At 55.6% G+C, this 16355-nt stretch carries 13 protein-coding genes and 1 tRNA gene; 7 read left to right on the forward strand and 7 right to left on the reverse strand.

The features are described 5' to 3' along the window. Nucleotides 1–153: 153 nt before the first annotated feature. The 3 genes from G536_RS0101550 to G536_RS25770 all read left to right on the forward strand — a co-directional run bounded on the left by G536_RS0101550 (nt 154) and on the right by G536_RS25770 (nt 4389). Entirely contained in the window at nt 154–1254 is a 1101-nt protein-coding gene (locus tag G536_RS0101550) for an AIR synthase-related protein (RefSeq protein ID WP_022821817.1), read from the forward strand. A gap of 624 nt (nt 1255–1878) precedes the next feature. Continuing rightward, entirely contained in the window at nt 1879–2931 is a 1053-nt protein-coding gene (locus G536_RS25765) for a porin (RefSeq protein ID WP_022821818.1), read from the forward strand. A gap of 87 nt (nt 2932–3018) precedes the next feature. Further along, the gene (locus G536_RS25770; protein ID WP_051166817.1) at nt 3019–4389 is read left to right on the forward strand and encodes an ammonium transporter; all 1371 of its coding nucleotides are present in this window, start codon (nt 3019–3021) and stop codon (nt 4387–4389) included. 119 nt (nt 4390–4508) lie between these two features. Here G536_RS25770 and G536_RS0101565 read toward each other — a convergent pair whose 3' ends face one another. Together G536_RS0101565 and G536_RS0101570 are read right to left on the reverse strand one after the other, a co-directional pair. Then, on the reverse strand, nt 4509–5054 hold the full coding sequence (locus G536_RS0101565; RefSeq protein ID WP_022821820.1) for a hypothetical protein: 546 nt from the start codon (nt 5052–5054) through the stop codon (nt 4509–4511). A 180-nt stretch (nt 5055–5234) separates the two neighbouring features. Then, complete coding sequence (locus G536_RS0101570) at nt 5235–5447, reverse strand: heavy-metal-associated domain-containing protein (RefSeq protein WP_022821821.1); 213 nt, start codon at nt 5445–5447, stop codon at nt 5235–5237. 188 nt (nt 5448–5635) lie between these two features. Here G536_RS0101570 and G536_RS0101575 point away from each other — a divergent pair, with 188 nt between their 5' ends. Continuing rightward, nucleotides 5636–6175 carry a DUF4240 domain-containing protein gene (locus tag G536_RS0101575; RefSeq protein ID WP_026879745.1) on the forward strand — a complete coding sequence of 180 codons (540 nt, stop codon included), beginning with the start codon at nt 5636–5638 and terminating at the stop codon, nt 6173–6175. A 45-nt stretch (nt 6176–6220) separates the two neighbouring features. Here the strand turns inward: G536_RS0101575 and G536_RS0101580 are convergent, their stop codons facing one another. Further along, complete coding sequence (locus G536_RS0101580; RefSeq protein WP_022821823.1) at nt 6221–7711, reverse strand: nicotinate phosphoribosyltransferase; 1491 nt, start codon at nt 7709–7711, stop codon at nt 6221–6223. A 147-nt stretch (nt 7712–7858) separates the two neighbouring features. Here G536_RS0101580 and G536_RS0101585 point away from each other — a divergent pair, with 147 nt between their 5' ends. Next, nucleotides 7859–8539, forward strand: coding sequence for a DUF1345 domain-containing protein (locus G536_RS0101585; protein ID WP_022821824.1), 681 nt, complete (start codon nt 7859–7861; stop codon nt 8537–8539). 62 nt (nt 8540–8601) lie between these two features. Here G536_RS0101585 and G536_RS33020 read toward each other — a convergent pair whose 3' ends face one another. Beyond that, a complete protein-coding gene (locus G536_RS33020) occupies nt 8602–8967 on the reverse strand; it encodes an STAS domain-containing protein (RefSeq protein WP_022821825.1) in 366 nt (121 codons plus the stop codon). A 513-nt stretch (nt 8968–9480) separates the two neighbouring features. On the opposite strand from G536_RS33020, the gene G536_RS0101595 reads away from it, so the two are divergent. Next, nucleotides 9481–10134, forward strand: a complete 654-nt coding sequence (locus G536_RS0101595) for a response regulator transcription factor (protein ID WP_026879747.1) — start codon at nt 9481–9483, stop codon at nt 10132–10134. 10 nt (nt 10135–10144) lie between these two features. On the opposite strand, the gene G536_RS0101600 is transcribed toward G536_RS0101595, so the two are convergent. From G536_RS0101600 to G536_RS0101610, 3 genes are all read right to left on the reverse strand, one after another. Beyond that, a complete protein-coding gene (locus G536_RS0101600) occupies nt 10145–10507 on the reverse strand; it encodes a hypothetical protein (protein ID WP_022821827.1) in 363 nt (120 codons plus the stop codon). 265 nt (nt 10508–10772) lie between these two features. Further along, nucleotides 10773–10844 (reverse strand) — tRNA-Arg (locus G536_RS0101605). A 113-nt stretch (nt 10845–10957) separates the two neighbouring features. Then, nucleotides 10958–12205, reverse strand: a complete 1248-nt coding sequence (locus tag G536_RS0101610; protein ID WP_022821828.1) for a Pycsar system effector family protein — start codon at nt 12203–12205, stop codon at nt 10958–10960. 251 nt (nt 12206–12456) lie between these two features. Here G536_RS0101610 and G536_RS0101615 point away from each other — a divergent pair, with 251 nt between their 5' ends. After that, nucleotides 12457–16347, forward strand: coding sequence for a metallophosphoesterase (locus G536_RS0101615; protein WP_022821829.1), 3891 nt, complete (start codon nt 12457–12459; stop codon nt 16345–16347). The last annotated feature ends 8 nt before the right edge of the window (nt 16348–16355 follow it).

A 16355-nucleotide genomic window follows, 5' to 3' on the forward strand; every position in this document is an offset into this window, starting at 1 on the left:
CTCCTCAGATGAGGAGGGGTTAGGGGTGGTTGAACACGTCCGAACAGTTTTTAGCTTATTCTCTAGAGTCGTTCAACGCTCCGGTCAACCACCCCTAGCCCCTCCTCATCTGAGGAGGGGAACTAGTTTTCTAGCTTTAACATAGCTCTCCATATGTCCTCCACCATCAAAGAAACCGCCGGCTATTCCATTGAAGAAGGCAACGCCGCTTCCAAAAACGCATATAATTGGGCGCAGAAAACCTTCAGTACCCGTGCTGGCAAGCCTGGTGAACCGGCTCAGGATTTGGCTGGGGGCTTCTCCAATGAAATCCGGTTTGGCAGTGAGCGGCTTGGTATCGGCTCCGATGGCATCGGGACCAAGATTGAAGTAGCCGAGCGCACCGACCGTTACGACACGCTGGGCTACGACCTGATTGCCATGGTGGCCGACGACTTGGTGGTGGCCGGTTTTATCCCCACCAACCTGTCGAACATCATCGACGTGAACACGCTCAATTACGAGGTGGTAGATGAGTTGATGCGCGGCCTGCACGACGCGGCGCGGTTCAGTCAGATTGCCGTAACGGGCGGCGAAATTGCCGAGCTGGGCAACCGCATCGGTGGCTACCCCGGCGCCCGCATGAACTTCAACTGGTGCTCGACAGCTGTAGGCGTGTTGCACCCCAGCCTGGAGCGCCCCCTGAGCGGAGCCAACGTGCGCGCCGGACAGGCTGTAGTAGCGCTTCGTTCGCCTTCGTTCCGCTCCAACGGCTACTCGCTAGCCCGCCGCGCCCTCACCAAAGCTTTTGGTGAAGCGTGGCACACGGCGCCTTACACTGGCTCTGACGCCGCTGAAATGGGTACTACCTGGGGTGACGTGATGCTGGCGCCTTCGCTGATTTTCTCTCCCGGCGTGGGAGCGGTACTGGATGCGGGCCTGCCCCTCCACGCTGCCGCGCACATCACCGGCGGTGGCATTGCCGACAACTTCAAGCGCGTACTCAAGAACGGTGTCGGGGCCGAACTGACCAACTTGTTCGAGCCGCTGCCTGCTATGCAGCAGCTGGCCGAGCTGGCCGGCATCACGCCCACGGAGGCCTACCTCTACTGGAACATGGGCAACGGCATGCTGCTCGTGACGGAGGAAGCGCAGGCTGAAGCTGTAGCGGCCGAGTTGCAAGCCAAAGGCTACCAAGCCCAAGTAGCCGGCCGTATCACCGCCGAGCCGGGCGTCCGGCTGAAGGTAGGTGCCGGTGAGTTGAGCTATGAATAAGCAATAAAGTGGTTCTGCCACTCACTATTAACTAAAAAGCCCGGTCTCTGCGAAGAGGCTGGGCTTTTTACTGCGCATAAGCGTAGGGCGAGCTAAAAATATCAGCGCTGCCATCTCCTGCTGTAGGTAAAGCGGAAAGAGAGAGGTTGAAAAAGGATAGTGGGTATAATATTTAGGGTGCTTTTTATATTTTATTTCAATAATTGGGCTATAAGGCATAAAATATCATACCCATATTCTGTTTTTTATAACACATCTGTATATATTGGCCTTACAATAACAAGGCAAAATCAGAAAGCCTATTCTAATTACTGGTTTGTTTGCTACTTGATCAAACTCAACTATAGTTTGCGAGAGTAAGCACAACCCACTTGGCTGGCCACTCGGACTGGCAGCCACCAACCGACATACCACCCCCCGGTAGGTCAGCTACAAAAGCATTTTCAAGGAGAGTAGAAGTGTGCTTCCTGATGGAGGCAGGAGGGGAGCAGTATATCCATTACCTGCGCTTCGTGCTGTTTTCGGGGAGTAATCAAGGAGAGTAACTCGCACGCATGAGTGGCCTATGCCGGTATGCCCATTTGCGCGATGCTTTACCAGTCATCACTCATAACCCTAACCAGTATGCTGCTTTTTACCGCTGCCATTGCCTTGAGCCTGCCGCTTGCCTCAGAACCCGGTGATTCCATCAAAACCTCGCCTTTCAAGATTTCTGGCTACGCCGACGGCTACTACCGCTACAACTTCAACAACCCCGGCGACGCGCCCTACAACAACCTGACGAGCTTCACCAACAGCCACCAATCCTTTGAACTGGGCATGGTGTCGGTGAAGGCCGAGCACACGGTTGGGAAGGTAGGCTTGGTGGCCGATTTGGGCTATGGCCGGCGGGCCGAGGAGTTTTCCTACAACGACGCCAATACCCGTTTTGCCATCAAGCAGCTGTACGTAACCTATTCACCGTCAGCTAAAATTAAGCTCACGGCCGGTAGCTGGGCCACCCACATTGGGTACGAGTCGGTGGACCCGTATTTGAACCGGAATTACAGCATGAGCTACATGTTCTCGTATGGTCCGTTCTTCCATACCGGCGTGAAAGCCGAGTATGTGCTGAGTGAAAAAACCACGCTGATGGCTGGCGTTGCCAACCCTACCGACCTGAAAAGCGCCAGCGGCATGCCCAAAACGTTCGTTGCGCAAGTGGCTACCGGCTCGGCCGACGGTAAGGTGAAAGCCTACTTCAACTACCAGGGCGGTGCCCAGCACGATTCGTTGCGGGTGCAGCAGGGGGATGTGGTGCTGACCTTCGCGCCATCGAGCCTACTGAGCTTTTCCTACAACGGCACCGCGCAATACCGGCAAAACCGCGGCGAAACCGGCTGGGGCGACTACCAGGCGTGGTGGGGCAGTGCCCTGTACGCCAACCTCGACCCCGCCCCGTGGTTCGGTTTGACGTTGCGCGGTGAGTACCTGGGCGACAAAAATTCGGTGCTCGGCTTCAGCGGGTCGGTTATCGAAACCACGCTGTCCGGCAACTTCCGCATCGACAACCTCACCATCATCCCGGAAATGCGCCTGGACAGCGGCGACACTGATTTCTCGCTGTTCGCCAACAAGTCGGGAGCCGCTAAGAACACCACGGTAAGCGCCTTACTGGCCGCTGTGTACAAGTTCTAGCACGAGCTTGAGCGACAAGAATGCGCCAAGCCGCGGCTACAACCCGGAAGCTGATAAACCACAACGTATATACCAATTAACTGCCTCATGGACCAGACAGTACATTCAAAATCTAAATTGAACTACGGCACGCTGGCGCTGCTCGTGCTCTTCGTGCTGAGCGCGGTAGCCGGATTCGTGAAAGTGAACCACCCCGCCGCCGCGCCCAATACCATCAACGGGGCCGATGTAGCCTGGATGCTAACGGCCTCGGCTTTTGTGCTGCTGATGACGCCGGGCTTGTCGTTCTTCTACGGCGGCATGGTTCGCCCTAAAAACCTGATTTCCACTATGCTGCAAAGCTTCGTGGCCCTGGGCGTGATTTCACTGGTGTGGTACTTCGTGGGCTTCTCGCTGGCTTATGGCGACTCGTTTGGGGGTTTCATCGGCGACCCGCGCACTTTCTTTCTGCTGAAAGATGTAGGTACCGCCACTCACCCCACGTTGTCGCCGACTATTCCGCTGGTGCTGTTCTTTGCCTTCCAGCTGAAGTTCGCCATCATCACGCCGGCCCTAATTACGGGTTCGTTTGCTGAGCGGGTGCGCTTCAAAGGCTACCTGGCGTTCATCATCTTGTTCTGCCTGTTCATTTATTGCCCGCTGGCCCACTGGACTTGGCACCCTGAGGGTTTCCTGCGCAAGTGGGGCGTGCTGGACTTTGCTGGTGGCACGGTGGTGCACATTTCGGCGGGTGTAGCGGCGCTGGTAGGTGCCTTGGTACTGGGTCCGCGCAAAACGCACCGCGGCCAGTCGTTCTCGACGCCGAACGTGCCGTTTGTATTGCTGGGTACGGGTTTATTGTGGTTTGGCTGGTTCGGGTTCAACGCCGGCTCGGCATTGGGTGCCAATGAAATGGCTTCGTTGTCTTTCGTGAACACCAACCTGGCTTCGGCGGCCGCGCTGGTAGCCTGGATGCTGATTGAAGTGGCCCGCGGCGGCAAGCCTACGGCTATGGGGGCTTGCATTGGGGCAGTAGTTGGGCTGGTGGCCATTACGCCCGCCGCTGGCTACGTCGATTATGGCCAAAGCGTGCTGATTGGGGTAGTGGCCTCCAGCATCAGCTTCATGGGCGTGCATTGGAAAAACAGCCGCACCGGCATTGACGATACGCTGGACGTGTTTCCATGCCACGGCTTGGGCGGCATCGTGGGCATGCTGCTCACCGGCGTGTTTGCGGCTAACGTAGGCTTAGTGAATGGCACAGCTACCGTATTCGGCTACCACTTACTCGGCTTGGTCATCGTTGTTGGTTACACTGCCATTGTATCGTGGGTGCTGCTGAAGGTGACGGATGCCCTGTTTGGCCTGCGGGTGAAAGAAGCCGACGAAGAGCTGGGCCTCGACCTGAGCCAGCACGAAGAGTCCATCTACCACGTGGACGAGGAGTTCGAAAAGACTTACCGCAAAGAACTGGTATAGCTTGGGGTACGGTGACTAATGAATACAACGGTGTTTCCAGTGAAACGAGGGGTCTTGCTCACAGCGAACCATTAAGTTGGATTCCTCGCTTCACTCGAAATGACCATACATAAGTTCAGTTACTGTGTGGCTACTTCTGCCGACTCGCGCAGTAGCGTATCATTCAAAACGCTGATGAAGCGCCGCATGTGAGTGTCAACCTGAGCTAGCTTCTTCGCGCGGTACTTGCTGGGACGGGTGTACACCACGGTTTCGATGCCGGTAGTGAAAGGACCAGTACTGTATTTACCGGCGCGGGCGTTATCGGAGCGGGTGTAGGTAAGGTTATGGAGCTGATAGGTGTAGGCACCCTCGGCTACATTCAGAGAAAGCAGGAAATTGTAGGCTTCTTGCCCATCCTTCACGGCCACCTGCGCGCTGGCAGTTCCGGCGGCAGTGTTAGTGCGGTAGTTGGTGGCACGGTAGCCCTTAGGCAGCCGCTCCGACAGTTCCTGCACGCGCGTGAGCAACTCCTGTTCCGACAAGCCTGCCGCAGCTACTTTATCCGTGTACACCACCCGGTTAGTGGCTGCATCAAGCGGGAGCAAGGAGAAGGCATACGGCGTGTGCTGGGCGCTACTAGGCGTTTCGAACAGCAAAAACAACGAAAACAGGAGCGTTTTCATAAGCGGATGGGGTAGTGTGCTGGGTGGCACCGATGGGGAGAATGTAGGATATACGTCTTCCGGCGGCGCAAAGGTGCTAAAGCTCTTGCATTATGCAGCACCCGCTACAATATGCCCCAGCATAACACGGGCCGGCAGCTATAGTAGCTGCCGGCCCGTGTTATGCTAGAATGTAAGTAGTTACGCTGCCGGCTCGATGTCGAACCCAGCCTGCGCAACAGCTTTCATAATAAGCTCAGGAATGGGGTTCGGGCCTTCTACTGTTAGCGTTTTGGCGGGGTCGTTGGTGTCTACTTGCCACTTTTCGATGCTGGCTTCGGCATCGAGGAAGGGTGTAACGGCGCGCAGGCAGTTGGCGCAGTTGATGCTGGTTTTGAACTTTAGCGTTGACATGAAGTGCAAATGGTTAGGTTGCGGTGGCCGCCGAAATGCGGCTAGCAACGAGTGTGCTGGTATGGTATTCAATACGCAGCAAAAATAGCAGCGTTGGTGGGGGCTAGGAGTATAGGCTGCGGTTGCTGAAGTACAGAGTTTTGGTGTACTTCGCCGCTCGTGCATACTGCATCATACCCACCCTAGAAATGGATAAAAAGGAATTCTGGCAACTGATTGAGGCAGCCAAAGAAATATCGAAAGGCAACCAGGCACTACAAGAACAAGCCTTAATCAACAGCTTAGCACAACTCAGCCCCGAGAAGATTATCGAATTCGAGTGTATTCTGCGTGAGTACCTGATTGAGGCCGACCACTTCAACGTCATGGCCGCCCAAAAAATCCTCAACGGCTACGTAACCGACGATTCCTACTTGTACTTCCGCTGCTGGCTGGTTGGGCAGGGGGAGGTGGTATTCACTAGTGCGCTCCGCAACCCTGACGCCCTGGCAACCGTCGTGCAAGAGCCTTACCTTGATTTCGAGGAGTTATTATATGTAGCTACTCAGGCATACGAAAAGCGCACGGGCACCAAGGAAGAAGACAACGAGGCAACGTTCCCACGGGACATAGCGCACAGCCGCGGACTGGACTACGATTACGGCTCGGTAACCAAAGGTGAAGACTGGACCGAAAACCAACTCCCCAAGATGCTGCCGAAGCTCTGGAAGAAGTTTGGAGCAACCTAAACAGCAAAGAGCCCCGAGTGAGATACGCTCGGGGCTCTTTGCTGTTTACGCCGGCCGTTGCGGGCGTTTCTCCAGAATCAGATTGGTGCGGAAGGTGTTGAGGCTTTCTTCTAAGCCCACCGGGTACACGTGCGGGTTCAGGAAACGGCGGATACTAGGGTCGAGGCTCTGTACTTCGCGCTGGGCGTAGGCGCGGCTTTCAGTTAAAGTAGGTAAATCCATCACCCGCTGGCCGTTGCGGAACACCGGCTCCAGCAACTCTTTGAAGCTAGCCTCCGGGCGTACGGGGCGGCGCCGCGTGGGGTCAAATGGGTCAATCAGGTTGAGCTTTTCGGGTAGGGGCTCGGCGGTGTTATAGAGCATGTCGGCGCGGGGCTGGCCTTTCTCACTGGTATAGCGCCGCACCTGCAAAATACCGGGAATGCTGGTTTTGATGAGCTGCTCGGAAAGCTTCAAGGTGAAGTCCCAGCCCGAATCATCGGCTTTGCGCAGGGCCGCCAGCTTGTACACTCCACCCAGCGCCGCCTGGTTGTAGGCCGTCACGAGCTGGGTGCCAATGCCCCAGGTATCAATGCGGGCTCCCTGGCTTTTCAGGCTGGTAATGAGGTTTTCTTCGAGGTCGTTGCTGGCTACGATGCGAGTTTTCGGGAAACCTGCCTCATCTAGCAAAGCGCGGGCTTCACGGCTGAGGTAGGCCAAGTCGCCCGAATCGAGGCGGATGCCACCCAACTCGTGGCCGTTGGCGCGCATCTCACGGGCTACTTTAATGGCGTGGCGCACTCCTTCCAGCGTGTCGTAAGTGTCCACCAGAAACACCGAATCATCAGGAAAAGCCTTGGCGTAGGCGGCAAAGGCAGTCGGCTCATCCTCGAAGGCCATCACCCAACTGTGGGCGTGGGTACCCTTCACCGGAATGCCGTAGCGCTGCCCGGCTAGTACGTTGGACGTAGCATCAACTCCGCCCAGATAAGCCGCCCGACTGGCACCCAAGCCCCCATCGAAGCCCTGCGCCCGCCGCAAGCCAAACTCCAGAATCTGGTCCTGGGGGCCGGCTGCTTCCCGGATGCGGGCTGCTTTGGTGGCAATTAGGGTCTGGAAATTCATGACGGTCAACAGCGCCGTTTCTAGTAGCTGCGCCTGCAAAAGTGGCCCCTGCACCCGCAGCAGTGGCTCGTTGCCGAACACCACCGTGCCTTCGGGTATGGCTTCCACGTCGCAGGTGAATTTCAGCTCGCGCAGGTAGCGCAGAAACTCCGCCGGAAACAGCGCCGTGCCTTTACTGCCGCGCAGGCTGCCAAGATATTCCAGGTCGTCGTCTGAAAAGCTGAAATTCTCCATCCAATCCACAGCCAGTGCCAGCCCGGCAGCCACCGCGTAGCCGCCCTGAAATGGTGCTTTGCGGAAATAAAGGTGAAACACCGCCTCCCGGTCCTGCATGCCTTGCTGCCAGTAGCCGTAGGCCATAGTCAGCTGATACAAATCGGTGACGAGACTGAGCGAGGGCGCGTAGAGGCCAGACAGCGGGGCAGAGTTCATAAAGTGGGCATATCGTAAGGAACGCCCCAAGGTACGGTGCCGCCGCAACTTGCGCCGCCGAACCGCCACCTAGGCTCCCGCCCTATACTGTTGGTACCTGCGAAATCCTGTAGCTTACAACACCATTTTCACTTGTTGCCCTGCCCGATGTCGCCATTGCCTGCCCCCAGTTTGATGCACCGGATTAGCTTGCTGCCCAGTTGGCTGCGGCTGTCGTTGGGGTTGGTACCGGCGGCGTTGCTGTATGGGGCAGCTCCGGCAGCTTGGCAACTGCTCACTCGCCTCATGGCCGCCTGGGACGCCTTTGCACTAACCACGCTGGCCCTGACCTGGAGCATAATCATTACGGCCGAAGTCAACCACATCCGGCGCGTAGCCACCCGCAACGACCCTGGCCGGCACATATCGTTTGGGCTGGCGCTGCTGGCGGCCAGTGCCAGCTTACTGGCGGTGGGGTTTCTGCTATCGTCGGTGCATAGCGTGGGCGGGCACCTGCGCAATCTGCACGTGGGGCTGGCTATAGCTGGCGTGGCTTCCAGCTGGCTGCTGGTACACACGCTGTTCACGCTACGGTATGCGCACCTGTTCTACAACCCTGCTACCGGTCGGGCAGAAGGCGGGCTAGACTTTCCGGGCGGTGAGCATGCCCCTGATTACCTAGATTTCGCCTATTTCTCGTTCGTGATTGGCATGACCGCCCAAACCGCCGATGTCAGCATTTCCGGCCGCCAGCTCCGGCGGCAGGCCTTGCTGCACGGCCTGCTTTCGTTTGGCTTCAATACGGTGGTGCTGGCCCTTACTATTGGCGGCCTGGCTGGGGTACTGTAGCAGTTAGGGTGGGCACAAAATCACCTAGCATATCGGGATGCTAGATACTTGAATACAGTTCGTTATGCTACCGAAGGCAATGTGCTAAAATGTAGGTTGCGGCAGTACAAAGAAGCATCGAGTAGGGTAGCCAGAACGAGGGGTTGCGCAGCCGTAGGGAGCTGTTGCACAGCATGCTGGCACTCTTCTTCAAGATGACACAAGATTAGTTCGATGCCGCGGCTGCGCACTTGTTTGCAAAACTGCCCCAGCAGCTCTACAACGGCCGTCGTCGGGTGAGACATCTCACTGCAATCTATCCAGATGTTGGCCTTGCCACTGCCGCCGGCTCGGTGTAGTGCACGCTGCAACGTGTGCGCATCAGTGAAATGGCTACCCGTTAAAATCAGCAGATAACTCTCCGGTAGAATTTCGCGGTACACGTGCATGGAGGCAGAACTGAGAAGCCGAGGTATTACTGTAAAAGCAAGTAGAAGAACTCGAAATAGTGAGGTAAAGCTTGATGAGGTAAAATACTGATATAAAATACGTTAATTGGTTTTTTGGGTTGGGTGCCGTGTTGTCCGATAGACTTCACTTTGCTGGTGATAATACTGCAAATATTATATATGAAAAGTACTAAATACTAGTGATAAATACCTAGTACTGGTGCGGAAAAACACTGATTTTCAGGTCCATCAGTTAAAATATGCTGCTGTCACGTCACTAAAAAGCAGGCGGCTCTGTTGGCTCTAAATGCAGTTATGCTTCTAAACTGTAGCACTAGAAGGAAAATTTACCTGATTTTTCATTCGTGCTAGCTTCGCGTTACCAAAGCGGCGGCACAAATAGTGGCTTGCAAGCGGCTAATCCACCTGACGCTGTTGTACGTACTGCTTTTAGCTGGCTGCTTCCGCGGTAAGGCTGCTGCCGGCGTTCCATTTCTTCTCTTCCTTTCTGCTATGATTCGAGTACTGCTGACCGACGACCACACTATTCTGCGCGACGGTATTCGGGCCTTGCTTAGCCAACAGCCAGACCTAGAAGTAGTAGGAGAAGCCAGCAACGGCCAGGAATTGCTAGACCTGATACCCACCACACCCACTGATGTAGTGCTCATGGACATTAATATGCCTGTGATGGATGGTTTTGCCACCATAGAGCACCTGCGGGAGCAGTACCCTGATGTGCGGGTGCTGGTATTGTCGATGCTCAACCACGAAAACTACGTGCACCGTATGCTGGAGGCTGGCGCCACCGGCTACGTGCTTAAGAATGCTGACATCACCGAAATAACACATGCTATCCGGACAGTAGCGGCGGGCCGGCCGTTCCTGTGCACCGAAATCGGGCTGGATATGCTCTACAAAATAGTGCGCACCACGGCGCAGCCCACCGATGCAACCCGCCCTAAAACGGGCGAGTTGTCGAAGCGGGAACTAGAGGTGCTGCGGCTGATTTCCGAGGGTATGACCAACGCCGAAATAGCCGACAAGCTATTTACCAGCAAGCGGACCATTGAAACACACCGGCAGAACATAATTGAGAAGACGCAAGCCAAGAATACGGCTGCGCTTATCAAATATGCCGTTTCTAACGGCTTGCTCAATGAATAAGAAATGCTTATTAGCCAGGTACTTCGCCTACCAGCACTTCAGTGGGGTAGGTACCCTCGGCGTATTCTAGTTGCCGGGCTAGCCGTTCCACCGCCGACTGAAACGACTCTTTGGCCGTAGTAAAGCCTTTGTCGTTTTCGCTGGGCGGAAGGTGGTAATTACGGTAAGTAGCAGCATTACCGGAAGTTAGCTGAGCGGTTAGCGCGGCGGCTTCCTGTTCCTGAATGGAATCAGGGTTGCCACGCCAGAGCGTTTGGTAGCCGGGTTGCGGGGTTAGCTCGCTGTGCTTGAAGTAGAGTGGTACACCATCGGGTACAGCATACAAGTACACCCGACGGCCTTGCGGCGCCGGGGAAAGGAACAGGGACTCCATTAAAATAAACTAAAATTGCAAGAGGTATGGTAGTGCGGGTACTCAGGGCGTGCGGCCATCTACGGAATGCGTAAAAGACCGGATTTCAAGAATACCAAAATCGATATAATATTTATAATATTCAAAAATTTGATGATTTATTTAAAATAATATCAAAGAAGAGCCGAATTCCGGCTGTTTTAATATAGCCTACACGTAGGTCCGACAAAACAACGCCGCCTGCCCAGTATACCAGGCAGGCGGCGTTGTTGTAAATAGTATCATGTGGCCCCGGCGAGAATCGAACTCACATCTAAAGTTTAGGAAACCCTTGTTCTATCCGTTGAACTACGGGGCCGGTAACGGAGCGCACAAAGGTAGGGGATTGTAGCTGAGGGATAAAAGCAGCCAGGAGGCAAGAACCATACATAACGGTCTTTGCCTCCTGGTTGCTTTTATTCCTCAGCTACTTTACATCTTGTATAGCAGCGCAATACCAAACGACAACGAGGTCAGAATCAGGCCGACCATGAAGATGGTGTAACTGATGCGGAGCAGCCGGTATTTACGGGTCAGCACGTCGCCAAGGTAGTAGATGTCCGTTACCATGTTGGTGTAGAGCGCCTCTTTCTCACCCATAATCTGGTTCATGCCCGCGTGGAAGTCATCGAGGCTCAGTTTGCTGAAGTTACCGAAAAACAGCAGGTTCACGCGGCGGTTGGTGGCAATCTGGGGGCTCTTTTTCAGCCACTTAAAGCTGGTTACGTCGGGTTGGGCACACAAAATGGCCGTTACCACCGAGCCCAGCGCCGTAGCCAGCAGCAGCCCAATTGGTATAGTAAGCACCGGGTTGTTCATGATAGTGGGGCTAAGCACGCCCGATTTGGTGCCGGCCTTGGCCCCCAAGTAGGTGATGATAACTGAGAGCAGCACCGCATTAAGGCTAATCATCATGTTGGCCTTTTTATCGGCCATGTCTGAAAGCTTCATGTGGTTGCTATACATGGTTCGAAACATAGTTTCGATACCGCGCTTGGGCTCGGCGAAGGTGCCGGTAGCTTCCTCTTCTTTCTTCTTTTTCTTTTTCTCGGTTTTCTTCAGCAGGTCGCGCTGCTCTTTCAGGTTGGCTTTGAACTGCTCCCCGTAGCGGGCTTTGGCTTCCCGGGTATGAAACTTAGCCGATAGCAAAAAATCCAGCTGCGACTCGGCCCATTCCACGTTGGAGTAAGTTTTGCCCAAAGTGGTTTCCCACTCGGCACGCAGCAACTCGGCATTGGCAAAAAAATCCTCGCGGCCCATGCCGCTCATGTCGGCATCTTGGAGCAACTCTTGCAGCTCGGTTTCGGAGGGCTCGTCGCGGTGTGTGCACCGGATGGTATCGGTTACCACCTGAATACGGGGCTCGGGGTAGCCTTGCTGGCGCAGCCATTGCTCGGCAATGGCCATGCTGCGGTACTCGTGCCCGTCGTTTACTTCAATGTAGCCCGTGTCGTGAAACCAGGCGGCCAGCAGCAGCGCCTCCTGGTCGGGAGCTTCTAGGCCGGCATCTTCACCGAGGGTGCGGGCCTCTTTCACTACCGTAACGGTATGCTTCAGCGAATGATAAACCAGCTGCGGTGGAAGCTTCTCTTCCAGCAACTGCGTGACGTAGGCTTTAGCCTGTTTCAAGATTTCTGATTTGCCGGCCTTGGCCGGTTCGAGCGTTTCCGTGGGTTCCATTCGAATTACTGGGGATGAGCGACGGGAGCGGGGCGGCGTCCCCAACCAACTTTGAACGCGAATCAAACGCTGAGGTTTTTTACCTTTTGCCTGAACCGTGAATGGTAGCTTTGCGTACGGCAGGCACTATGGCCTGCCAAAGCTCGGGGCACCCGTTTCAGGAAGTTACTCGTATTTCCCAATAACTACGGCCTAGCCTCAACGGTTCAGATACCATTAACCTGCTTGCACTTTTTTACTACTGCCTCTTTATGAAGCGTATTTCCTTGTTTTGTGGTTTGCTTTGGACGCTAGGCGCTGCCCCAGCATGGGCACAAAAAACCACACAGACTCCGCACCCCATCCGCCCAAACTACAACCACGGCGGAGAAAACTGGGAGTCGAAAACACCGCCCGACACTTCCCACATTCGCTATACCGTATTTTTGATTGGCGACGTGGGCAAGCCCATTGCGGCCGATAAAGGCGGGGAACCATCGTTGAATTTCCTGCGCAAGCAGATTATGGCGACTGGCTCCAAGAGCACTACCATCTACCTCGGCGACAATATATACGAGTACGGTATGCCCGAAGAGGGCGCCCTTGACCGTAAGGAGTCGGAGCGCCGCATTGTTGACCAGCTGGATATCCTGCGCAACTACGCCGGCGAGAAATATATGATTCCGGGCAACCACGACTGGAAACAGGGCCGCAATGGTGCCGTGGAGCAGGTGAACCGGCAGCAGCGGTTCGTGGAAAACTACATGACCAACGATTCGGCGGCGTTTTCCTACACTGGCGACTTTTTTATTCCGCGGGATGCCTGCCCTGGCCCATTTGAGGTGCGTTTGCAGGACAACCTAGTGATGATTGCCATCAACTCGCAGTGGTTTTTGCAAGGCGAAGCCGAGCGGCCGTACGGGGCCAACAGTGGTTGCGGGGTAGCCAACGAAACCGACTTCTTTACACAGCTCGAGGACATTATTGAGCGCAACAAAGACAAGAACATCATGGTGGTGGCGCACCACCCAATCCAGTCCGATGGCATTCACGGGGGCTACTTCACGCTAGGCGACCATATTTTCCCGCTCTCCATCGTGTACAAGTACGCCTTCCTGCCGCTGCCGGTGATTGGGTCGGTGTACCCGTTTGCGCGCAAATACGGCGGCATCTCGCAAGACATTCCGCATCCGCTGTACCAGGCGTATAAAAAGGGGCTGGAAGACATCTTTGCCAAGCACCCGAACATTGTGTACGCCTCGGGCCACGAGCACAATTTACAATACTTCAAAACGCCCACTTACCACCAGATTGTGAGCGGCTCGGGCTGTAAAACCCAGCACACCCGCTCGGGCAGCGGTGCCGATGCCATGTTCTCCGACAAAGAGAAAGGCATTGCCCGGGTGAACTACTACGACGACGGCGAGGCCTGGGTGGAGTACTACATTCCGAACGACCAAGGCGAAACAGCCCGCTTGGTGTTCCGCACGCCACTGTACGCCCAGCCCCTAGTGACTGATGCCCAAGCGGCACCAGTACCCACAGGGCCGCGGCCCAACTTCAAAGACAGCACCGTAACGCTAGCCGTAAACCAGCGCTACGCCGACCGGAGTGGTATTCATAAGGCGTTTTTCGGTAAACACTACCGCCAAGAGTGGGCCACGCCGGTGAAGTTTCCGGTGCTGGACTTGGCCACCGAGAAAGGTGGTCTGACGCCGTATAAAATTGGCGGTGGCAAGCAAACAGCTTCTCTGAAAGTACGCAATGAAGAAGGGCGTCTCTTCACCATCCGTAGCCTCAACAAAGATCCGTCGGCCGTGTTGCCCGAAGCTCTTCGCTCCGGCGCCGCCGCCGACATTCTGCAAGACCAGATTTCGGCGCAGCACCCGTATGCCTCGCTAGCTATTCCGCCGCTGGCTACGGCAGCAGGTATTCTGCACACCAACCCCGAGCTACGCTTTGTACCGCAGGACCCGTTGTTGGGCCAGTACCTCAATCGATTCTCGAACACACCCGCTGCTCTTGAGGAAGACGCCAACGAAAACCAAAGCAACGTAGCTTCCCTTGGCAACGCCAAAAATCTGGTGGGCACCGACAAAGTGTTTGAGCGCCTAGTGCAAGACAACGATAACCGCGTAGATGAAAAAGCCTTTGCCCGCTCGCGCCTCTTCGATATGTGGATTGGCGACTGGGACCGGCACGAAGACCAGTGGCGCTGGGCCGAGAAAAAAGACAAAGACGGTGACCGGAAATTCACGGCCGTGCCCGAAGACCGGGACGTAGCTTTCTTTAAGGGCGACGGTATCTTCCCGTATTTGGCGTCGCGCAAGTGGGCCATCCGCAATTTCCAGAATTTCGGGGCGGATTATGCCGACTGGAAAGGCCTCAACCTGACCGCCCTCAGCAACGACCGGGTGTACTTGGCTTCCGTGACCAAAGAGCAGTGGGTGAAGCAGGCCGAAGACATGAAAGCGTCGCTCACCGACGACGTAATTGAAAAGGCGTTCAAGCAGCGCTGGCCCAAGCAGATTTACGACCAGCACGGCCCCGAAATCATAGCCAAGCTGAAAAGCCGCCGCGACTTGCTGCCCCAATTGGCCGCCGACTACTATGAAGTGGTGAGCAAGGTGACCGAGGTGAAAGGATCTAGCAAGCGCGAAAAGTTTGTGGTAGAGCGCTTGCCCGACGATAAAACCCGCGTGACGGTGCGCAAAATCACCAAGGAAGGCGCGCTAGGCAAAACGCTCTTCGACCGTACCTTCGACAACAAAGTAACCAAGGAACTGCGCCTCTACGGTTTCGAGGGCAACGACGTGTACGATGTGAAAGGCGACGTGAAGCGAGGCACCAAAGTTCGCATCATTGCCGGCACCGACAAAGACTCCATTACTGACCGCTCCAACGTAGCGGGCTTCCGCCACTACACGCATATTTATGATGCCGACACTGGCAATGTGATAACGCCGGGCCGCGACACGCGCCTGCGTACCGAGCCGGGCATTGATGTGAGCCGCTATGACGTGCACAACCGCTCCGACCGCAAAGACTATACTCTGAACTACTTCGGCCCCACGGCCTACTTCGGCTACAACATTGATGACCGGGTATTTGTAGGCGGGGGCGCGGTGTACCGTACCTACGGCTTCCGCAAAGAGCCCTACGCCACCGAGCAAAGCTTGGCCGCCAACTACTCACCTTCGCAAAGTGCTTACAACGTGCGCTACCTGGGGCACTTTGTGGATGTGTTTGGCAAAACTGATTTACGCGTGACGGCTCAGCTTTATGGTCCGCAGCTACTCTACAACTACTTCGGCTCCGGCAACGACACGCGTAATATTCTGGCCGACGACACCGATGCCCGCAACCGTGACATCAACGACACTTACCGGGTGCGTTTCTCGCGCCTGTATATTTCCCCGGTGCTGGAACGTGATGTGTTTAGCTTCCTGAAAGTGGGTATCGGCCCGCAGTACGACCAGTTTCGGGTGGATGCTAACCAAATCGGTAGCGAGATTCGCAACGGGCTCGACGCCAGTGGTAACGGGGTGAGCGGTGCCGGTTTAGGTATTCGTTCCTCTGACTTTCAACTGAACCGCTACCTTGGGGCGCGGGGTTACCTGAACATCGACGCGGCTTCGTCGCCGAAGAACCCACGGATTGGATTACGTTGGTATAACTCGGTGGAGTACAACCACCAGCTCAATGCCGAGAAGCTGCAGTACGGCCGGTTAGCCTCCGAATTTCGCTTCTATTTAAGCCCCAACTTCCCATTCCAACTCACCTGGGCTGGCCGCATTGGAGCCGCTCGCAACCTTGGCGACTACCGTTTCTACCAGGCCAACACGCTGGGCGGTACCACCAATCTGCGCGGCTACCGCCGCACGCGCTATGCGGGCCGCTCCAGCGCCTTCGCCAACGCCGAGGTACGGATTCAGCTCTTCGAGTTCAACGCCTATTTGCTGCCCGGCAAGTTCGGTATCATGGGTCTGGCCGATGCCGCCCGTGTGTTCTCGCAGTACGACGTGAAAACCGGCCTTAAGGCCTACCATACCGCCTATGGTGGAGGTGTGTGGGTGGATATTCTCAAGCAGGCCGTTGTCAATGTCACCTACTCACAGGGCGAAGAAAACTTGGTGTTCCTAGGTTTCGACTTCCTGTTTTAAGGGCCTAT

The organism is Hymenobacter norwichensis DSM 15439 (assembly GCF_000420705.1).
Taxonomy (GTDB): domain Bacteria; phylum Bacteroidota; class Bacteroidia; order Cytophagales; family Hymenobacteraceae; genus Hymenobacter; species Hymenobacter norwichensis.